This is a genomic window from Variovorax paradoxus (assembly GCA_016806145.1).
Classification (GTDB): Bacteria; Pseudomonadota; Gammaproteobacteria; order Burkholderiales; family Burkholderiaceae_C; genus Variovorax.
On record CP063167.1, the window covers coordinates 2,363,611 to 2,382,132 of the forward strand.

Sequence of the window (18,522 nt, forward strand, 5' to 3'; positions counted from 1 at the left end):
GAAGAGGCGCGGCGCTCAGGGCACGGCCGCCAGCACCATGTCGACCAGCCGCTGGACCAGCGGCGATTGCGGCTTGCCCGCGCGCGTGATCACGACCACGCGGCGGCGCATCAGCGGCCGTTCGATGCGAACCTTGCGCAGGTCGTTGTCCTGCAGCAGCTTGTCGGGCATGCGGGTCGGCAGGATGCAGGCACCCATGCCGGCGGCGACCAGCCGGACCAGGTTGTCGACGGTCTCGGCCTCGGCGACGATCGGCAGCTTCAAGCTGCCCTGGCGCACCATCTTGCCCAGCGCATAGTGGGCCGGAAAAGCCACCAGCCGCGGCCGCTCCTCCGTGAGGTCGATGGTTTCGCCATGGGCGCTGTCGCGCGCGGCGACCAGGCACATCTCGTCGTCGAACAGAGGCCGCGTGTCCAGCGTCTGCGAGGCGACGGCCGTGTCGTAGACCAGGCCGATGTCGGCCTTGCCGTTCTCCACCAGCTCGGCCGCGTCCGACGAACTGCGGCACATCAGCGACAGCGCGACATCGCTGCATTCGGCCGAGAAGCGCGCCACCACCTCGCCGAGCAGGTAGTAGCTCAGGGTATGGACCGCCGCCACCCGCACCGTGCCCTGCGACACGCCGTCGTGCTTGCGCACGCAGTCGACCGCGGCGTCGATGCTGCGGTAGGCGGCCTCGGTCTTCTCCTTCAGGCCGCGGCCCGCTTCCGTCAGCTCCACGCCGCGCCCGTTGCGCACGAACAGCGGCTGGCCGAGGCAGCTCTCGAGCGTCGCCAACTGGCGGCTCAGGCCGGGCTGGGTCTGGTCCAGCGCCTCGGCGGCGCGCGAGAGCGACTTCAGGCTCGCGATCTTGAGGAAGTACCGCAACTGGCGGTCGAGGGAATCCACGCGATCCGATCAGGCGTTCACGTCGACGATCAGGCGCCCTGCGACCTTGCCGTCGATCAGGTCCTGCGCGGCGGGAATCGCCTGCGCCAGGCCGATGGTCGCGGTCATCGCGAGCGTTTCGTCCGCGCCCAGCGTGCGCTGCAACTGGGTCCAGGCTTCCAGGCGCCGGGGCAGCGCGGCCTTCACGCTGTCGATGCCCACGAGCGTCACGCCGCGCAGGATGAAGGGCGCGACGGTGGACGGGAAGTCCATGCCCTGCGCCAGCCCACAGGCCGCGACCACGCCGCCGTACTTCGTGGCGGCGCAGGCATTGGCCAGCGTATGGCTGCCCACGCAGTCGACCACCGCGGCCCAGCGCTCCTTCTGCAGCGGCTTGCCCGGCGCGGACAGCAGCTCGCGGCCGATCACCTCGTGCGCGCCCAGTGCCTTCAGCCGCGCGGCCTCCTGCGGGCGGCCCGTGGCGGCCACGACCCGGAAGCCGCGCCTGGCCAGCAGGCTGACGGCGAAGCTGCCCACGCCGCCGTTGGCGCCGGTCACCAGCACCTCGCCGGCGTGCGGCCCGATGTCGCGCTCGATCGCGAGCACGCACAGCATGGCCGTCAGCCCCGCGGTGCCGATCGCCATCGCATGGCGGCTCGTAAGGCCCGCCGGCATCGCCACCAGGTACGAGGCCGGCACCCTCGCCTTCTGCGCCAGCCCGCCCCAATGGCCTTCGCCCACGCCCCAGCCCGTGAGGATCACCTGGTCGCCGGCCTTGAAGTCGGGCGACGCGCTCTCGCCGACCGTGCCCGCGAAGTCGATGCCGGGCACCATCGGCCACTGCCGCACGATCGGGCCGCGGCCGGTGATGGCGAGCGCGTCCTTGTAGTTGAGGCTCGAGAACTCGACGTCGACCGTGACGTCGCCCTCGGGCAGCGCCGAGGCCTCGAGGGCCTTCACGGCGGCCAGTGTCTTGCCGCCCTGCTGGGTCAGGTGGATCGCATTGAACATGGGTTTCCTTGGGTTCGTCTTCAAAGGGCCGACCGCAGCGAGTCGGCCAGCGCATAGTGGGTGGCGCAGCGCACCTCGATCACGGCCGGGCCGCGCACGGCCAGCGCCTCGGCCATGACCTGCGCGGCCTCGTCCGCATGCCGCACCACATGGCCCGAGGCGCCGAAGGCCCGCGCGAGCGCGGCGAAGTCGGGGTTGCGCAGGTCGGTGCCGCTGACGCGGCCCGGATAGGAACGCTCCTGGAACGAGCGGATCGTTCCGTACGAGGCGTTGTTGGCGACGACGATCTTCAGGTCGATGCCGCGGTCCACCGCGGTCGCGAGCTCGTTGCCGCTCATGAGGAAGCCGCCGTCGCCGCAGAAGGCGATCACCTGCCGCCGCGGATGGCGCAGGCCCGCGGCCAGGCCCGCGGGCACGCCCATGCCCATCGCGCCGCAGGCCGAGCCGAGCAGGCGGTTCGACGGCCCGAGCCGCAGCGCGCGATGCACCCAGGCGGCGAAGTTGCCCGAGTCGGTCGTGAGGATCGTGTCGTCGCGCATCGCGCCGCGCACGGCGTTGATCGCATGGCCCAGCACGTCCTGCGCGGGCACGCGGGCTTCGTTCCAGCCGTGCGCCGCTTCGCGCGCATGCAGGCCCGCACGCAGCCATTCGCTGCGGTCGATGGGCGGCGGCGTGATGCGCAGCAGTGCGTCCACGAAGGCGCGCGCGGTCGACACCACGCCGAGCGTGGTCGTGAAGTGGCGGCCGATCGCGCCAGCATCGGGGTACACGTGCAGCAGCCTCTGCGCATCGGGCGACTGGCGCGGAACCGTGAAGCCCTGCGTCGACACGTCGCCGAGCCGCGTGCCGATGCCGACGATCAGGTCGGCCTGCGCGAACAGCGCCGTGTGGACGGCGGAGGGAAAGAAGCCCAGTTGCCCGAGCCAGTGCGGATGCGTGTTGGGAAAGAGGTCCTGGTTCTTGTTCGTGACCGCGACCGGCAATTGCCAGGCCTCGCTGAGCGCGACCAGCGCCTGCCTGAAGGCGCCATCGGCGCAGGCTTCGCCGCCGACGATGAGCACGGGCCGCTCGGCCCGGGCGAGCAGCGCGGCGGCGTCTTCCATCGCCTGCATCGACGGCGCGGGCCGCGCGACGCCGAAGCGCGTGGCGGCGCATCGGGGGATCTCCTGGGCCAGCAGGTCCTCGGGCAGCTCGACGATCACCGGGCCCGGCGTGCCGCTGGCCGCGGTCGAGAAGGCGCGTGCCAGGGTCTCGGCGGCCTGCGACGCGAGGTGGATGCGGGCGGTCCACTTCGCCATCGGCCCGAACAGGCGCGCCGCGTCGATCTCCTGCACCGCGTCGCGCCCCAGGTTCGGCAGGTCGACCTGCCCGACCAGCACCACCAGCGGCAGCGCCTCCTGCGAGGCCACGTGGATGCCGATGGTGGCGTTCGCGAGGCCCGGCCCGCGGCTCACCATCACCACGCCCGGCGCGCCCGTCAGCCGCGCATCGGCCGCTGCCGCGAGGCTGGCGGAGCCTTCGTGGCGGCAGGTCACGAGGTCGAAGTCCTCGCGGCCGTGCAGCGCATCGAGCAAGGGAAGAAAGCTCTCGCCCGGCACGCTGAAGGCGCGCTGCACGCCGTGAAGGGCGAGGCTGTCGGCAAGGAGGTCGGCGACGCGGAATGGCATGGGGGACTCGGTTTCGATGGGAGTTCGTCGTGCGTTCATGCGACAAGGGCCGCGGCCGGGCGCAACGGCGCGGCGGTCAACGCCTGCAGCCGTTCGAACGAGAGACCGTCGACCATGCGGCTCACCACCAGCCCGTCGGGCTCGACCTCGATCACGGCCAGGTCGGTGAAGATGCGCCGCACCACGCCCACGGCGGTCAGCGGGAAGGTGCAGGCCTCGACGATGCGCGACTCGCCCTCCTTCGTCTGGTGCTCCATCAGCACCCAGATCGACTTCGCGCCCACGGCCAGGTCCATCGCGCCGCCCACGGCCGGCGGCGCCGAGCCATCGAGGCCCATGCTCCAGTTGGCGATGTCGCCGCGCGCGCTGACCTGGTAGGCGCCGAGGATGGCGATGTCGAGGTGGCCGCCGCGCATCATCGCGAACGACAGCCCGGTGTCGAAGTAGGAGCCGCCCGGCAGGATGGTGACCGGGGTCTTGCCCGCGTTGATCAGGTCGCGGTCTTCCGCGCCCGGCGCCGGCCGCGGCCCGATGTGCAGGATGCCGTTCTCGCTGTGCGTGACCACGCCCGAGGCCGCGGTGATGTGGTCCGACACCAGCGTCGGAAAACCGATGCCGAGGTTGACGAAGCTGCGCGGCGGCAGCTGCGAGGCCGCCAGCGCGGCCAGTTGTTCGCGCGTGAGTCTGTTCATCCCCGATCTCCCAGGAAGACGCGGTCGACGAAGATGCAGGGCGTCACGATGCATTCGGGATCGAGGCCGCCGACCGGCACGATCTCGTCGACCTCGAACACCACCGTGTCGGCCGCGGTGGCCATCACCGGCGAGTAGTTGCGCGCCGTCTTGTTGTAGACGATGTTGCCCATGGTGTCGGCCTGCCTGCCCTTGAGCAGCGCGAAGTCGGCGCGCAGCGGCTTCTCGAGCACGTAGTCGCGCCCGTCGATGCGCTCCACGCGCTTGCCCTCGGTCAGCACCGTGCCGATGCCCACCGGCGAATAGAAGCCGCCGATGCCCGCGCCGCCGCAGCGGATGCGCTCGATCAGCGTGCCCTGCGGCACCAGCTCGAGCTCGACCGTGCCGGCGCGGTACGCCACGGCGAAGGCCTTGGCGCTGCGCGGGTACGAACAGACGATCTTGCGCACGATGCCGGCCGTGAACCAGAGCGACAGGTCGTCGGCATCGGCGCCCGCGTTGTTGGAGATCACGGTGAGCTCGCGCACGCCCAGCGCCAGCACGGCCTGGATGATGGCGCGCGGCAGGCCGGCACCGCCGAACCCGCCGACCAGCAGCGTGGCGCCATCGCGCAGGCCCTCGAGCGACTGCGCGGCGCTGTCGACGACCACATGTCTCAGGCTCATGGTTGCTGGGTTCCTTGTTGCTCGCCGCGGGCGGAAGCCGAGGGATAGGCCGCGGCCAGCCCGCGGCCGATGCGGTCGTTGAGCATCTCGGTGCTGCCGTCGGCGAAGGCCGCGAGCCGCACTTCGGACGCGAGCGCGACCAGGCCGTTGGGCGCGGTCGCGCCCACGGCGCCCATCGCGCGGATGCACTGCTCGATGCCCTCGGTGGCGGTCTCGACCGCGATCTTCTTGGCGCTGGCCGCGAGCTCGGGGCCGCAGGTGCCGGCATCGATGCGCCGCGCCGCCTTCACCACGAGCGCATTGGCGGCCTCGAGCCGGGCCGCGACCTCCGCCAGCGCCCATTGCAGTCCCTGGTGCGCGAGCAGCGGCTTGCCGAACGCGGTGCGCTGGCCGCAGTACGCGACAGCGGTGCACAGCGCCGCATGCAGCGAGCCGGTGCACATGGCCGCCACATGCACGCGCGCCGCGTTGATGGCTTCCATCGAGGCGCGAAAGGCCTCGCCGGGGGCGTGGATCAGTGCCCAGTCGGGCACGAAGTGCCGATCGAAGACGATCTCGGCGAGCCTGAACTCCATCGCACCCGGCAGCTCGTGCGGCGTCGCGGCGAAGGCCTTGCCGGCCTCGGGCTCGACCAGGAAGCCCGCGATCGCCTGCGATCCATCGGCCGCGGTGGTGCGCGCGAGCACCATCAGCAGGTTGGCGATGGCGCCATTGCTGACCCAGGCCTTGGTGCCGTCGAGCAGCCAGCCGCCCTCGGTGCGCACGGCCTGCGAACGCAGCTGCGTAAGGTCGCTGCCGGCCGTGGGTTCCGACATCGCCGGTGCGCCGATCAGCCGGCCGGCCAGCAGCCCCGGCAGCAGGCGTTCCTTCTGCACCGCCGAACCGTGACGCCACAGCCGCGTCGCCATGCCCTGCATGTTGTTGAGGCAGAAGGCCGCGGCGAAGCCATGGCCCGCCATGGTCTGCGCGACGCGGACCTTGCAGAGGAAGGAGGCACCGAAGCCGCCGCCCTCCTCGGGCACCTGCAGGCCGAGCATGCCCAGCGCGGCCCATTGGGCGATCACCGTGCGTTCACAGGGCTCGCCGCGCGAACGCGCCTGCGCGAGCCGCGGCGCGAGCACCTCGGTGCAGAAGCGCTCGGTGTCGCGCACCAGCGCCAGCTCGCGCGCCGTGAGGCCGCTGTCCAGTTCGTCGAAGAAGCTCATGGTCAGCGCCTTCCGTCTCAATCGACGATCGGGAAGTTGGAGTCCTTCACGAACTTCTTCCAGTAGTCGATTTCCTTCCTGATGTCGGCCGCGAAGGACGCGGGCGTCGAGCCCTTGATGGCCACCGCGCCGATCGGCGCGAGGCGCTTCTCGAAGTCCTCGCTCGCGATCGCGCGGGTCAGCGCGGCCGAGGCCTTGGCGATGATCTCGGGCGGCGTCTTCGCGGGCGCCACGAGGCCGAACCAGGGCGAGATGTCCATGCGCGCGGCACCGGCCTGCTGCAGCGTGGGCAGTTGCGGGAACAGCGCCGAACGCTCGTCGGCCGCGATGGCCAGGGCGCGCAGCTTGCCGGCCTGCACCTGCTGCGCGACGGTGGATTCGGTGAAGAAGCCGACCTGCACCACGCCCGCCATCAGGTCGGTGATGGGCTGGCCGCCGCCCGGGTAGTTCACCAGCGTCAGGTCGACGCCGTTGAGCACGCCGAACAGCGCGCCGCCGAAGTGCGAGGACGCGCTGTAAGTGGCGCTGTAGTTGAGCTCGCCGGGATGGGCCTTCGCATAGGCGATGAACTCTTTCACGTCCTTGGCGGCCAGCGTGGGGTTCACCACCATCAGCACGCGCTGCTTCGCGAACTTGCCGATGGGCTCGAAGTCGGCCACCGGGTCGTAGGGCAGCTTGCGGAACACGGCCGCCGCGCGGGTCTGCACCGACTCGGCCGTGAGCATCAGCGTGTCGCCGTCGGGCTTCTGCTTCGCGACGTAGGCGGCAGCGACGGTGCCGCCCGCGCCGCCGCGGTTCTCGATGATCACCGGCTGACCCAGCTCCTTCGACAGCGACTGGCCGACGATGCGCGCCACGATGTCGGTCGGCCCGCCCGGCGGGAAGCCGACCACCAGGCGCACGGGCCGCGTGGGCCAGGCCTCGGCGGCCATCGAAGCGGTCATCGAAGTGACAGCGGTCGCGGCGAATGCGGCGCAGACCAGGGACTTGAGCAAGGGAGAGATTCGCATGGGGATACCTCGGAACGTGTGATGAATATGTCCCATATGACACTTTGTGTCAAACCGGAAAACGAGCGTTTTCCGGTGAATAACAGCTATGCATCAGAGGGAGAGGAAGGCGTGCTTGCCTGCGGAGGAACGGAGCACCGTTCATGCCAAACGGAAACTTTGGGTCCTGCTTCGGTGGGGGGCAGGTCTTTAAAGCGGTCGTTGGAATGGAGCGGGCTCGGCCCCACGCTGAAGGCCTTCCGCCGAATGGACACGGGCCGCCGGCGCGCCTCGCGGCCGGCGCGCGAGCCATGCACCGCGCGAGATAGCAGCTATGCGGGCCCGGCCTTTCATGCGCGGCCCGTGGCGGGCCCGGATGCACGGCCGCGTGCGCCGCAGCGGTGCGTTACAGCCCGTCGAGCGCCTGCTTCAGGTCGGCGATCAGGTCGTCCACGTCTTCCAGCCCCACCGAGAGGCGCACCAGCTTCATGGTCACGCCTTCGCTGAGCCGCGCGCCCGGCTCCACCTGCTGGTTGGCGCGGATCAGGGCGCCCGGATGCGTGATCAGCGTTTCGGTGTCGCCGAGGCTGATCGCGCGCGAGATCAGCCGCAGCCGGTCGATCATGCGGATCGCGCCCTGCTCGCCCGACTTGAGGTCGAAGGAGAGCATGCCGCTGCCGTGCTTCATCTGGCGCTGCGCGATCGCATGGCCCGCGTTGTCGGCCAGGAAGGGATAGCGCACCACCTCCACCGCCGGATGGGCGGCGAGCATCCGCGCGATCTTCAATGCGCTCTCGCCATGCTGGCGCATGCGCAGCGTCAGGGTCTTGAGGCCGCGCAGCACCAGGAAGCAGAGCATCGGCGACAGCGTGGCGCCGGTCAGGTAGCGCAGGCCGGCCTTGCGGATCTTGTGGACGGTGGCGGCGTCGCCCAGCACCACGCCGCCGAGCAGGTCGCCATGGCCGTTGATGTACTTGGTCAGCGAATGCACCACGAGGTCGGCGCCATGGTCCATGGGTCGCTGCAGCGCCGGCGACGCGAAGGTCGAGTCGACCACCACCCTGGCGCCATGCCGGCGGGCGATGTCGGCCAGCGCCCGGATGTCGAGCACCTCGCCGGTCGGGTTGACCGGCGATTCGAAGTACACGATCTTGGTCTTGTCCGACAGCGCCTGCTCGAGGTTGCGCGGATCGCAGAAGTCGACGCGCCGCACGCGGATGCCGAAGCGCGGCAGTCCGTCGGCCAGCAGCAGGCCCACGGTCGAATAGGCCGTGTGGTGCGCGATGAGCTCGTCGCCGGCCGACAGCAGGGTCAGCAGCGTGGCGCTGATGGCGCCCATGCCGGAGCCGGTGACCAGGCCCGCCTCGGCGCCCTCGAGATCGGCCAGCCGGCGCTCGAGCAGCGCCTGCGTGGGGTTGTGCTGGCGGCCGTACACGTACTTCTCGCTCTCGCCCGAGAACACGGCGGCCGCGTCGGCGGTCGATTCGAAGGCATAGGTCGAGGTCAGGTAGATCGGCGGCGAGACGGCGCCGAAGGCATCGGCCTCGTGGCCCGCATGGATGGTCCGGGTCTGGAATCCCGCCGCGTGGGCGGCTTCGTTCGATGGCATCAGTGCTCCTGGTGGTTGGGAATAGGTGGCGCTCGGGTCAATGCACGATCTGACTCAGAAAGAGTCGCGCGCGCTCGGTCTGCGGATCGGCGAAGAAGCGCTCGGGCGCGCCCTGCTCGACGATCTCGCCGCGGTCCATGAAGATCACGCGGTCGGCGACCTTGCGCGCGAAGCCCATCTCGTGCGTCACGCACAGCATCGTCATGCCGCTCTCCTGCGCCAGGCCGATCATCACGTCGAGCACCTCCTTGACCATCTCGGGATCGAGCGCCGAGGTGGGCTCGTCGAACAGCATGACCTTCGGGCCCATGCACAGCGAGCGCGCGATCGCCACGCGCTGCTGCTGGCCGCCCGAGAGCTGGCCCGGGAACTTGCCGGCCTGTTCGGGAATGCGCACGCGCTCGAGGTACTTCATGGCGGTCGCGCGGGCCTCGGCCATCGGCTTCTTCAGCACCCAGACCGGGCCCAGCGTGAGGTTCTCCATCACCGTCAGGTGCGGGAACAGGTTGAAGTGCTGGAACACCATGCCCACGTCGCGGCGGATGGTCTCGATGTGGCGCAGGTTGTTGCTCAGCTCGGTGCGGTCGATGACGATGCGGCCGCTCTGGTGCTGCTCGAGGCGGTTGATGCAGCGGATCAGCGTCGACTTGCCCGAGCCCGAGGGCCCGCAGACGACGATGCGCTCGCCGCGCGCCACGTCGAGGTGGATGTCGCGCAGCACGTGGAACTGCCCGTACCACTTGTTGACGGCTTGCATCTGGATGATCGGTTCGGTCACGGCGGAGTCCTTCGTTCCTGTAGAGGGCATGGCGGCGTTATTTGCCGGCGTTGTCGTTGGCATGGCCGGTGGCGAGCGAACGCTCGAGCGACCGGCTGTACTTGGAGAGCGAGAAGCAGAAGACGAAATAGATCGCGCCGATGAACAGGTAGGCCTCCACGCCGAAGCCGCCCCAGGCCGGGTCGGCCAGCGCGGCCTTCGCGGCCTGCGTGAGATCGAAGATGCCGATGATCACGACCAGCGAGGTGTCCTTGAACAGCGCGATGAAGGTGCTGACCAGCGGCGGTATCACGACCTTCAATGCCTGCGGCAGCACCACGCGCCGCATCTGCTGCGCATACGACAGGCCGATGGACTCGGCGCCCTCGTACTGCCCCTTGGGGATCGACTGCAGCCCGCCGCGCACCACCTCGGCGATGTAGGCCGCGGCGAACAGCACGATGGCCAGCTGCGCGCGCAGCAGCTTGTCGATACTCATGCCCTCGGGCAGGAACAGCGGCAGCATCACCGAGGACATGAACAGGATGCTGATCAGCGGCACGCCGCGGATCAGTTCGATGTAGCCCACGCACAGCGCCTTGATGGCGGGCATTTTCGAGCGGCGCCCGAGCGCCAGCACCACGCCGAGCGGAAAGGCGAAGGCGATGCCGAAGGTCGAGAGGATCAAGGTCAGCGGCAGGCCGCCCCAGCGCACGTTCTCCACGTAGCTCAGGCCGAACAGGCCGCCCCACATCAGCAGCGCGACGAGCGCGAGCACGCCGGTCCAGAGCAGGGTGAGCTTCAGGTCCCACGTGCGCCGCGCGGCGCTGTAGACCAGCGTGCCGATCAGCGCGAGGGTCGCGAGCAGCGGCCGCCATTGCTCGTCGTAGGGATAGGTGCCGAACAGGATCAGCCGGTGCTTCTCGGCGATGAAGGCCCAGCAGGCGCCGCCGGGCGCGTTTCGGCAGCCCTGCGCGGTCGGCGACGAGAAGGTGGCCTTCACGATGAGCCAGTCGACCAGCGGCGGCACGGTCATCAGCAGCAGCCAGAGACACAGCAGGGTGCCGAGGATGCCGGCGGGCGACTGGAACAGGCGCTCCCGGGTCCATTGCCATGCGTGCAGGGCACGCTCGGGCGCGCGCGGGGTGGCGGTCGTGCCGCCGGTCAGTGAAGTGGTGGGGTTCATGTCAACGCTCGACGAGCGCGATGCGCCGGTTGTAGGCATTCATGGCGAGCGAGATGCACAGGCTCACCGTCATGAAGGCGGCCATGATGATCAGGATGCCCTCGATGGCCTGGCCGGTCTGATTCAGGGTCGTGTTCACCACGGAGACGAGGTCCGGATAGCCGATGGCCACGGCCAGCGAGCTGTGCTTGACGAGGTTGAGGTACTGGCTCGTGGCCGGCGGCACCATCACCCGCAGCGCCTGGGGCAGCACCACCAGCCGCAGCGAACGCCCGCGCCGCAGGCCCAGCGACTCGGCCGCCTCCCACTGCCCGCGGTTCACCGACTGCACGCCCGAGCGCACGATCTCGGCGATGAAGGCCGCCGTGTAGCTCACGAGCCCCACCAGCAGCGCGAACAGCTCGGGCGAGAGGTTCCATCCGCCCGCGAAGCCGAAGCCGCTCGGGTGCGGGATCTCCATCGACAGCTGCGCGCCGCTCAGCGCCCAGGCCAGCCCGGGCAGGCCGGCGAACAGCGCCACCGCCCAGGGCGCGAGCGCCATCGGATGGCCGGTCAGCGCCTGCCGCCTCCTGCTCCAGCGCGCGAGCAGGAAGGTGCCAACGCCCGCCATGGCCAGCGCGGCGACCATCCATGCGAGCGAGTCGCCGAGCAGCGCCGGCATCAGCAGCCCGCGGTTCGACAGGTACACCCCCGGCAGCGGATGGTGCGCGGCACGCGGCCCCGGCATGCTCTCGGAGATCAGCGCATACCAGAGCAGCAACTGCAGCAGCAGCGGCACGTTGCGCACGCACTCCACATAGGCCGCGGCCAGCCGCGACACCAGCCAGTTGCCCGACAGCCGCGCCACGCCGACCAGCGTGCCGAGCACGGTGGCCAGCACGAGCGCGATGAGCGACACGCGCAGCGTGTTGAGCAGGCCGACGACGATGGCGCGGCGATAGGTATCGGCCGGCGTGTAGTCGATCGGCGTCTCGCCGATCGCGAAGCCCGCCTCGCGGTCGAGGAAGGCGAAGCCGGTGGAGATGTTGCGCGCCGCCAGGTTGTGCAGCGTGTTCGACACCAGGTACCAGGCGGTCAGCGCCACCAGCGCGACCACGACGACCTGGTAGACCAGCGCGCGCAGAGCGGGGTCGTTCCACGACAGGCGCGCGCGCGGCCGTGGGGGCATGGCGCCCGTGTTTTCTTCGGTCATGGGAAATCCTCGATTCGCTTCGGGTACGGCCGAGCCGGCGGTTGCCCGCCGGCACGGCCTCTCTCGTTCAGGAACGAATCAGCGGATCGGCCAGCCGTACATCAGGCCGCCCTTGGTGTAGAGCGCATTGAGCCCGCGATCGAGCTTCATCGGGCTGCCCGCGCCGACGCTGCGGTCGAAGACCTCGCCGTAGTTGCCCACCTGCTTGATGATCCGGTAGGCCCACTTGTCGTCCACGCCCAGCGCCTTGCCCATGCCGGGCACGGTGCCGAGGATGCGCTGGATGTGCGGCGCCGGATTCTTCAGCGCCTCGTCGACGTTCTTCGAGCTCAGGCCGTACTCCTCGGCCTCGAGCATCGCGTTGAGCGACCAGCGCACGATGTTGAACCAGGCCTCGTCGCCCTGGCGCACCATCGGCCCGAGCGGTTCCTTCGACAGCGGCTCGGGCAGGATCACGTACTTGTCGGTGCTGCCCAGGTTGATGCGCGCCAGCGCCAGCTGCGACTTGTCGAGCGTGATGCCGTCGCAGCGCCCCGACATGAAGGCGCGCTTGATCTCGTCCACCGTGTCGAGCAGCACCGGCTTGAACTCCATCTTCAGCCCGCGGAACCAGTCGGCCAGGTTGAGTTCGGTGGTGGTGCCCGGCAGCACGCAGATGGTGGCGCCCGCGAGCTTCTTCGCGCTGGTGACGTTCGAGTCCTTCGTCACCATGATCCCCTGGCTGTCGTAGTAGTTGACGCCCACGCCGATCAGCCCGAGCGTGGTGTCGCGCGTCAGCGTTTGCGTGGTGTTGCGCGTCAGCACGTCGATCTCGCCGGACTGCAGCGCGGTGAAGCGCGCCTGCGTCGTGAGCGGAACCACGCGGAACTTCGTGGCGTCGCCGAACATCGCCGCGGCGATTGCGCGGCAGGTGTCGACGTCGATGCCCTGCCACTCGCCCTTGCTGTCGGTGAAGGCGAAGCCCGGCAGATTGGTCGATACGCCGCACTGCACCAGGCCCCGTTTCTTGACTGCGTCGAAGGTGGTTCCCGCATGGGCGCGGGTTCCGACGGTGAGGACGAGCAAGGCGCTCAGCGCAAGGCCCAACAGCTTCATGGAGTGTCTCTTTCTGGAATTCTCGGAATCAGGCGATATGGCTTCGAAGGGCCACGCTTGCTTCGCGACCGGGGTGCCGCCGCGAAGTGCGCGAAGTATCGGGACGATGGCGCGCGAAGGCCATGTACGAGGCGCCATATCAGCTATACGGCCGGGCATGGCGTCGAGCGACATCCGTGAGATGCCTTGGTACGTGAAGGCGCTGTTCGCCTCGCCGCCGCTGCGCTTCGGTGGCTCGCCTCGGCGATCCTGCTCGCGGTGGTCTTCGGTTTCGTGCCGCGCGGGCTGCGCCGCTGGCCAGCGCTACGCCAGCGCCGAACGCAGCTCCCGCACCCCGCGCCCCAGCTTGCGCCGCAGCAGGCTGCGCACGGTCGCGGCATCGGCATAGCCGACCTCGCTCGCAATCTCCTCGAGGCCCTGGCCGATCGAGACCAGGTGCTGCGCATGCTCGACGCGCAGGTCCTGGAAGAAGGCCAGCGGCGACTTGCCGAGCACCGCCTCCATGCGCCGCTGCAGGGTGCGCGGGCTGACCGCGAGCGCGTCCGCCGCATCGTGCAGCGAGAAGCCCCGCGCGAGGCGTTCGCGGGCCCAGCGTTCGAAGCGCTCGATCAGCGGGTCGGCATGCGCGAGGTGGTCGGGAATGATGTATTGCGCCTGCGAGGGCCGCTTGTCGACCAGCATCAGGCGCGAGACCAGCGCGGCCGTCTCGGGACTCGCCTGGCGCATCAGCCACAGCGCGAGATCGAGATGGCCCATTGCCGCGCCGGCCGTCGCCACGCGGCCCGAGGCCACCACCATGCGCGACTCGTCGAGCCGCACTTGCGGATAGCGCTCGCGGAACAGCGGCGCCAACGGCCACATGGTGGTGGCCTCCTGGCCATCGAGCAGGCCGGTCTCGGCCAGCAGGAAGCTCGCGATGCAGGCGCCGCCCACGCCGCTGCCCTGCGCATGCCAGCTGCGCAGCATGGCCATGGCATCGCGCACGTCGCGCCGGCCCAGCGCCTCGACCAGGCGCGCGGGCTGCTTGGTGTTGAGCGCGGGCACCAGCACCCAGTCGGGCTGGCGCATCTCGTCCGCGCGGTCCACCACCATGGTCAGGCCATGCGCGGTGCGGATGCGCTGGCGCACGCCGACCACGCGCAGCTCGAAGGGCGGCCGCGCCGCGCCCTGCTCGGCCGCCACCTCGTTGGCCGCGGAGAACAGGTCGAGGAACACGCTCAGGCCGGTGTCGAACACGCCATCGAGCGCCAGGATCGCGATCTTCATCATGTCGCAAATGATATCAATATTGTCATTTACGACCATGGCGCCTCGGGGAATACCCGCCTACGCTAGGGACCATGACATCGCCCATCGACTCCCCTCTGGACCGTTCGGCCTGGGCTGCGCTCGTCGGCCCGCAGGCGCACCTGGGACACGGCAACGCCCTGGCCCGCCGCTATCACACCGAGGTCGCGCCGTTCGCGGGACTGGTCGAGGAAAGCCCGGCCGCCTTCGATGCGCTGCGTGCGCTGCTGGGCCCGGACGATCGCGTCATGCTGCCCACGCTCGCGCCGGTCGCCGGCATCGACGGCCTGCAGGCCAGGCTGATCGGCCAGGTCCACCAGATGGTCGCGCTGCAGCCCGGCACGGGCCGCGCGGCGGATGTGCAGGCGGCGCCGCTCGACGCCGCCGACGTGCCCGATGCCCTGGCCCTCGTCGCCCGCACCCGGCCCGGCCCCTTCGGCCCGCGCACGCTCGAGATGGGCGACTACTTCGGCGTCCGCGACCAGGGCCTGCTCATGGCGATGGCCGGCGAGCGCATGCGCTTCGACGGCCACGCCGAGATCAGCGCGGTCTGCGTCGACGACCCCTGGCGCGGCCGCGGCCTCGCCGCCGTCCTCGTGAACCTGCTGCGCGCGCGCATCGAGGCGCGCGGCGAGACCGCCTTCCTGCACGTGCTCAGCGACAACGCGAATGCCATCGCGCTCTACGAGCGGCTCGGCTTCCGCCATCGCCGCACCCTGTTCCTGCACCAGATCGCCCTGGCCACCGTTTGACTCACCCCGCGCTTCGGCGCACAAGGAAACACCATGAAGATCCAAGGTTCCGTCGTATTCGTGACGGGCGCCAACCGTGGCCTCGGCCTCGAATTCGCCCGCCAGGCGCTGGCGCTCGGCGCCGCCAAGGTCTATGCCGCCGCGCGCGAGCCCTCGCAGATCCCGCTGCTGGGCGTGCTGCCGATCCGGCTCGACGTGCGCGATCCCGCGCAGGTCGCCCAGGCCGCGGCCGATTGCCGCGACGTGACGCTGCTGATCAACAACGCGGGCATCGGCCGGCTCGGCGGCTTCGTCGGCGGCGATGCCGAGACCGACCCGGTCGCCACCTTGCGCGAGCAGCTCGAGACCAACCTCTTCGGCATGCTGCACATGAGCCGCGCCTTCGCGGGCGTGCTGGGCCGCAACGGCGGCGGCGCGATGCTCAACCTGCTGTCGCTCTTCAGCTGGGCCAACACCCCGATGATCGGCGCCTACGGCGTGAGCAAGGCCGCGGCCTGGGCGCTGACCAACGGCCTGCGCCACGAACTGCGCGCGCAGGGCACGCAGGTGGTGGGCTTCCATGCCGGCCCGATCGATACCGACATGGTGCGCGCGCTCGAGGTGCCGAAGGCCTCGCCCGAGGACGTGGTGCGCCAGTCGTACGCAGCCATCGAGGCCGGCCAGGAGGAGGTGCTGGTCGACGAAGGCACGCGCCAGGCTAAGGGCGCGCTGTCGCAGGGCATCTACCTGCGGGACGTCATGGCCGGGTGATTCCTGCGGGCAGGAGACGCGTTGTCCGACGCGCGGCGACCGGTCGCGCGCCGGAAGATGGCTTCATGAAGATCGCCACCTTCAACGTCAACGGCATCCACAGCCGGCTGGACCGGCTGCTCGAATGGCTCGCCGCATCGAAGCCCGACGTGGCCTGCCTGCAGGAACTCAAGTCACCCGACGCCAAGCTGCCGCTCGCCGCGATCCGGCGCGCGGGCTACGGCGTGGTCGCGCACGGCCAGCCCGCCTGGAACGGCGTGGCGATCCTCGCGCGCGGGCGCGAGCCGATCGAAACCGGGCGCGGCCTGCCGGGCATGGAGGACGACCCGCAGAGCCGCTACCTCGAGGCCGTGGTCGACGGCGTGCTGGTCGGCTGCCTCTACCTGCCCAACGGCAATCCGCAGCCCGGGCCGAAGTTCGACTACAAGCTGCGCTGGTTCGAGGCCTTCCACAAGCATGCGAAGAAGCTGTACGCGAGCGGCCTGCCCGTGGTGCTCGCGGGCGACTACAACGTCGTGCCCACCGATGCCGACATCTACAACCCCGCCTCGTGGCGCGACGACGCGCTGCTGCAGCCCGAGAGCCGGGCCGCCTACGCGCGCCTGCTGAAGCAGGGCTGGACCGACGCGATCCGCGCGCGCCATCCCGAACGCGCGCCCTTCACCTTCTGGACCTACTGGCGCAACCGCTTCCCGCGCGACGCCGGGCTGCGCATCGACCACCTGCTGCTGAACGCCGAACTCGCGCCGCTGCTGCGCGATGCGGGCGTGGACCGCGACGTGCGCGGCCGCCCGGGCGCGAGCGACCATGCGCCGGCCTGGATCGAGCTCGACCTGCCTGCCTAACTCCGCGCCAGAAATCGCTCGGCCGCCGCCACCCCATCGCTCTCGCTGCGCACGAAGTCGAAGGACAGCCCCAGCACCTTGCCCGCGCCCTGGGCCGCCAGCCGCACCGCCGCGGGAATCGTGCGCTCGCCGGTGACGAACACCAGGCCCGCGCAGAACGCGCGCAGGTGCTCCTTGTGGCGCTTGAAGAACAGCGCGCGGCGCTTGCGGTCCTCGTGGCTTTCCTCGGGGTGGTCGCCGGGCAGGTGGTCGGTCAGCAGCACGAAGCGCTCGCCGCGTTCGAGCAGCGCGGCCAGTTGCGCCTCGGTGTCGGTGTCGTGCGAATGGGCCTGCGGGTCTTCCTTCAGGAACACCAGCGGAAATCTCGTCGTGTCGAACAGCATCGCGTTCTCTCCAAAAAAATGGGAAGCCTTCGTGGGGCGCTCGATGCGTCAGTACAGCTCGTGCTTGACCGCGTGGTCGTAGTGCGCGTCGATCTGAGCGATCTGCTCCGTGCCGAGCTCGGCCGAGGCATCGGCGCGCCGGCCCAGCGCGGCCATCATCTGGCCCACGGTCGGCAGCGCATCGCGCGCGAGGCGGGCACTGTCCTGCCACAGCCGGGCACGGTTGATGGCCTTGCCGCAATGCAGCAGCACCTCGTCGATGCGCACCACGGTCGCGGTCTTGGGAATGCGCTCGCCCTCGCGCAGTTCGTTCAGCAGCCCGGCATCGGTCGAGACGCGGCCGCGGCCGTTGATGCGCAGGAAGAGTTCGAGACCGGGGAACAGGAACACCATCGCGAGCCGCTCGTCGCGCCGCAGGTTGCGCATCGACTCGATGCGGTTGTTGCCGGGCCAGTCGGCGAAGGCGACCGTGTGCGCATCCAGCACGTGGACGAAGCCCGGTGGGCCGCCGCGCGGCGAGGCATCGAGCCCCTGCTCGCTGCCGGTGGCGAGGCAGAAGAAGGTGGCCTGCGCGAGATAGGCCTCGTGGAAGTCGACCAGGCGATCGAGCACCGCCTTCTGGGTCATCTCGGAGGGGGCGGCGTATAGCGCATCGAGGTCGGGCGCCGGGGCCGGATCGTCGAGGAAAGGGCGAGGTCTTGGGTTCATGGCACCCAGCGTACGGACGAAAGCCTTGGCGGCTGTAGACTGGATCGGCCAATCGATAGCTCTCAGCCGCCATGACCGATCCCATTCTTCGCCTCGCCGGCCTGATCGACCGACCGGACGGCCCGGTCCTGATCGCGGCCGAGGGCAGCCAGGGCGAAGAGTTGGCGTCGGGCCCGCATCGCCATGCGCGCGGCCAGCTGTTCGGCTCGCTGCGCGGGTTGGTGTCGGTCGGGGTCGAGGACGGCGTCTGGATCGTGCCGGCCATCCACGCGGTCTGGCTGCCGCCGCACCAGGAGCATTCGGGGCGTTCGCACGGCCCGTTCCATGGCTGGAGCGTCTACGTGGCGGAGCCGGCCTGCGCCACCCTGCCCTCGCGGCCCTGCACCCTCCGCACCTCGGGCCTGCTGCGCGAGGCGGTGCTGCGCGCCTGCAGCTGGCCGCTCGAGGCGCCCAAGGCGCTGGACGAGAGCCGCGCGCATGTGGCGGCGGTCATCCTCGACGAGATCCGCAGCCTGCCGGTGGAACCCTTCGGCCTGCCGCTGCCGAGCGACCCGCGGCTGCAGCGCATCGCGCACGCGCTGATCGCCGAACCCGCGGACGAACGCGACCTCGAGCAATGGGCCGGTTGGGCGGCCGTGAGCTCGCGCACGCTGAGCCGGCGCTTCGTGCTGGAAACCGGCTTCAACTTCACGGCCTGGCGGCAGCGCGCGCGCATGATGCGCTCGCTCGAGATGCTCGCGGCCGGCGTCCCGGTGACGGCGATCGCGCTCGACCTCGGCTATTCGACCGCGAGCGCGTTCATCGGGCTGTTCCGCCGCACCTTCGGCGAGACGCCGGCGAGCTACCGGGCGCGGCTGTGAGC

The 18,522-nt window shown here is 70.2% G+C and carries 19 protein-coding genes; 4 read left to right on the forward strand and 15 right to left on the reverse strand.

The features are described from left to right. Nucleotides 1-15: 15 nt before the first annotated feature. The 13 genes from INQ48_42100 to INQ48_42160 all read right to left on the reverse strand — a co-directional run bounded on the left by INQ48_42100 (nucleotide 16) and on the right by INQ48_42160 (nucleotide 14,201). The gene (locus tag INQ48_42100) at nucleotides 16-888 is read right to left on the reverse strand and encodes a LysR family transcriptional regulator (protein QRF61950.1); all 873 of its coding nucleotides are present in this window, start codon (nucleotides 886-888) and stop codon (nucleotides 16-18) included. 9 nt (nucleotides 889-897) lie between these two features. Then, nucleotides 898-1,878: an oxidoreductase gene (locus tag INQ48_42105; protein QRF61951.1), complete on the reverse strand. Its 981-nt coding sequence runs from the start codon at nucleotides 1,876-1,878 to the stop codon at nucleotides 898-900. Nucleotides 1,879-1,898: 20 nt separating this feature from the next. Further along, nucleotides 1,899-3,545, reverse strand: coding sequence for a decarboxylase (locus INQ48_42110; GenBank protein QRF61952.1), 1,647 nt, complete (start codon nucleotides 3,543-3,545; stop codon nucleotides 1,899-1,901). A gap of 35 nt (nucleotides 3,546-3,580) precedes the next feature. Beyond that, the gene (locus INQ48_42115; protein QRF61953.1) at nucleotides 3,581-4,237 is read right to left on the reverse strand and encodes a 3-oxoacid CoA-transferase subunit B; all 657 of its coding nucleotides are present in this window, start codon (nucleotides 4,235-4,237) and stop codon (nucleotides 3,581-3,583) included. Then, the gene (locus tag INQ48_42120) at nucleotides 4,234-4,902 is read right to left on the reverse strand and encodes a 3-oxoacid CoA-transferase subunit A (GenBank protein QRF61954.1); all 669 of its coding nucleotides are present in this window, start codon (nucleotides 4,900-4,902) and stop codon (nucleotides 4,234-4,236) included. Before INQ48_42120 ends, INQ48_42115 begins: the two co-directional genes overlap by 4 nt. After that, the gene (locus INQ48_42125) at nucleotides 4,899-6,107 is read right to left on the reverse strand and encodes an acyl-CoA/acyl-ACP dehydrogenase (GenBank protein ID QRF61955.1); all 1,209 of its coding nucleotides are present in this window, start codon (nucleotides 6,105-6,107) and stop codon (nucleotides 4,899-4,901) included. The genes INQ48_42120 and INQ48_42125 overlap by 4 nt, the downstream gene beginning before the upstream one ends. Nucleotides 6,108-6,124: 17 nt before the next feature. Further along, on the reverse strand, nucleotides 6,125-7,051 hold the full coding sequence (locus INQ48_42130; GenBank protein ID QRF61956.1) for a tripartite tricarboxylate transporter substrate binding protein: 927 nt from the start codon (nucleotides 7,049-7,051) through the stop codon (nucleotides 6,125-6,127). 451 nt (nucleotides 7,052-7,502) lie between these two features. Continuing rightward, nucleotides 7,503-8,705 (reverse strand): aminotransferase class I/II-fold pyridoxal phosphate-dependent enzyme, encoded by a 1,203-nt coding sequence (locus INQ48_42135; GenBank protein ID QRF61957.1) that lies wholly within the window; start codon nucleotides 8,703-8,705, stop codon nucleotides 7,503-7,505. Between the two features lie 37 nt (nucleotides 8,706-8,742). Next, nucleotides 8,743-9,513 carry an amino acid ABC transporter ATP-binding protein gene (locus tag INQ48_42140; protein ID QRF61958.1) on the reverse strand — a complete coding sequence of 257 codons (771 nt, stop codon included), beginning with the start codon at nucleotides 9,511-9,513 and terminating at the stop codon, nucleotides 8,743-8,745. A 7-nt stretch (nucleotides 9,514-9,520) separates the two neighbouring features. After that, on the reverse strand, nucleotides 9,521-10,648 hold the full coding sequence (locus INQ48_42145) for an amino acid ABC transporter permease (GenBank protein ID QRF61959.1): 1,128 nt from the start codon (nucleotides 10,646-10,648) through the stop codon (nucleotides 9,521-9,523). 1 nt (nucleotide 10,649) lies between these two features. After that, a complete protein-coding gene (locus INQ48_42150) occupies nucleotides 10,650-11,840 on the reverse strand; it encodes an ABC transporter permease subunit (protein QRF61960.1) in 1,191 nt (396 codons plus the stop codon). Nucleotides 11,841-11,918: 78 nt separating this feature from the next. Then, the gene (locus INQ48_42155) at nucleotides 11,919-12,935 is read right to left on the reverse strand and encodes an amino acid ABC transporter substrate-binding protein (protein QRF61961.1); all 1,017 of its coding nucleotides are present in this window, start codon (nucleotides 12,933-12,935) and stop codon (nucleotides 11,919-11,921) included. Between the two features lie 303 nt (nucleotides 12,936-13,238). Further along, nucleotides 13,239-14,201 carry a helix-turn-helix domain-containing protein gene (locus INQ48_42160; protein QRF63200.1) on the reverse strand — a complete coding sequence of 321 codons (963 nt, stop codon included), beginning with the start codon at nucleotides 14,199-14,201 and terminating at the stop codon, nucleotides 13,239-13,241. Nucleotides 14,202-14,275: 74 nt separating this feature from the next. Between INQ48_42160 and INQ48_42165 the strand changes: the two genes are divergently transcribed. The 3 genes from INQ48_42165 to xth all read left to right on the forward strand — a co-directional run bounded on the left by INQ48_42165 (nucleotide 14,276) and on the right by xth (nucleotide 16,569). Continuing rightward, a complete protein-coding gene (locus tag INQ48_42165) occupies nucleotides 14,276-14,974 on the forward strand; it encodes a GNAT family N-acetyltransferase (GenBank protein ID QRF61962.1) in 699 nt (232 codons plus the stop codon). 33 nt (nucleotides 14,975-15,007) lie between these two features. Continuing rightward, nucleotides 15,008-15,724, forward strand: a complete 717-nt coding sequence (locus tag INQ48_42170) for an SDR family oxidoreductase (protein ID QRF61963.1) — start codon at nucleotides 15,008-15,010, stop codon at nucleotides 15,722-15,724. Nucleotides 15,725-15,789: 65 nt separating this feature from the next. Next, nucleotides 15,790-16,569 carry an exodeoxyribonuclease III gene (gene xth, locus INQ48_42175; protein ID QRF61964.1) on the forward strand — a complete coding sequence of 260 codons (780 nt, stop codon included), beginning with the start codon at nucleotides 15,790-15,792 and terminating at the stop codon, nucleotides 16,567-16,569. Here xth and INQ48_42180 read toward each other — a convergent pair. Both INQ48_42180 and INQ48_42185 read right to left on the reverse strand, forming a co-directional pair. Beyond that, the gene (locus tag INQ48_42180; GenBank protein QRF61965.1) at nucleotides 16,566-16,952 is read right to left on the reverse strand and encodes a hypothetical protein; all 387 of its coding nucleotides are present in this window, start codon (nucleotides 16,950-16,952) and stop codon (nucleotides 16,566-16,568) included. The genes xth and INQ48_42180 overlap by 4 nt on opposite strands. Before the next feature lie 48 nt (nucleotides 16,953-17,000). Next, complete coding sequence (locus INQ48_42185) at nucleotides 17,001-17,660, reverse strand: pyridoxamine 5'-phosphate oxidase family protein (protein ID QRF61966.1); 660 nt, start codon at nucleotides 17,658-17,660, stop codon at nucleotides 17,001-17,003. A gap of 71 nt (nucleotides 17,661-17,731) precedes the next feature. On the opposite strand from INQ48_42185, the gene INQ48_42190 reads away from it, so the two are divergent. Further along, nucleotides 17,732-18,520, forward strand: a complete 789-nt coding sequence (locus INQ48_42190; GenBank protein ID QRF61967.1) for a helix-turn-helix transcriptional regulator — start codon at nucleotides 17,732-17,734, stop codon at nucleotides 18,518-18,520. Nucleotides 18,521-18,522: the final 2 nt, after the last annotated feature.

Excerpts from the sequence above, each read along its gene's own strand:
- INQ48_42105 (QRF61951.1), bottom strand. The coding sequence starts at position 1,878 with ATGTTCAATGCGATCCACCTGACCCAGCAGGGCGGCAAGACACTGGCC.
- INQ48_42110 (QRF61952.1), bottom strand. The coding sequence starts at position 3,545 with ATGCCATTCCGCGTCGCCGACCTCCTTGCCGACAGCCTCGCCCTTCAC.
- INQ48_42115 (QRF61953.1), bottom strand. The coding sequence starts at position 4,237 with ATGAACAGACTCACGCGCGAACAACTGGCCGCGCTGGCGGCCTCGCAG.
- INQ48_42120 (QRF61954.1), bottom strand. The coding sequence starts at position 4,902 with ATGAGCCTGAGACATGTGGTCGTCGACAGCGCCGCGCAGTCGCTCGAG.
- INQ48_42125 (QRF61955.1), bottom strand. The coding sequence starts at position 6,107 with ATGAGCTTCTTCGACGAACTGGACAGCGGCCTCACGGCGCGCGAGCTG.
- INQ48_42130 (QRF61956.1), bottom strand. The coding sequence starts at position 7,051 with ATGACCGCTTCGATGGCCGCCGAGGCCTGGCCCACGCGGCCCGTGCGC.
- INQ48_42135 (QRF61957.1), bottom strand. The coding sequence starts at position 8,705 with ATGCCATCGAACGAAGCCGCCCACGCGGCGGGATTCCAGACCCGGACC.
- INQ48_42140 (QRF61958.1), bottom strand. The coding sequence starts at position 9,513 with ATGCCCTCTACAGGAACGAAGGACTCCGCCGTGACCGAACCGATCATC.
- INQ48_42145 (QRF61959.1), bottom strand. The coding sequence starts at position 10,648 with ATGAACCCCACCACTTCACTGACCGGCGGCACGACCGCCACCCCGCGC.
- INQ48_42150 (QRF61960.1), bottom strand. The coding sequence starts at position 11,840 with ATGACCGAAGAAAACACGGGCGCCATGCCCCCACGGCCGCGCGCGCGC.
- INQ48_42155 (QRF61961.1), bottom strand. The coding sequence starts at position 12,935 with ATGAAGCTGTTGGGCCTTGCGCTGAGCGCCTTGCTCGTCCTCACCGTC.
- INQ48_42160 (QRF63200.1), bottom strand. The coding sequence starts at position 14,201 with ATGAAGATCGCGATCCTGGCGCTCGATGGCGTGTTCGACACCGGCCTG.
- INQ48_42165 (QRF61962.1), top strand. The coding sequence starts at position 14,276 with ATGACATCGCCCATCGACTCCCCTCTGGACCGTTCGGCCTGGGCTGCG.
- INQ48_42170 (QRF61963.1), top strand. The coding sequence starts at position 15,008 with ATGAAGATCCAAGGTTCCGTCGTATTCGTGACGGGCGCCAACCGTGGC.
- xth (QRF61964.1), top strand. The coding sequence starts at position 15,790 with ATGAAGATCGCCACCTTCAACGTCAACGGCATCCACAGCCGGCTGGAC.
- INQ48_42180 (QRF61965.1), bottom strand. The coding sequence starts at position 16,952 with ATGCTGTTCGACACGACGAGATTTCCGCTGGTGTTCCTGAAGGAAGAC.
- INQ48_42185 (QRF61966.1), bottom strand. The coding sequence starts at position 17,660 with ATGAACCCAAGACCTCGCCCTTTCCTCGACGATCCGGCCCCGGCGCCC.
- INQ48_42190 (QRF61967.1), top strand. The coding sequence starts at position 17,732 with ATGACCGATCCCATTCTTCGCCTCGCCGGCCTGATCGACCGACCGGAC.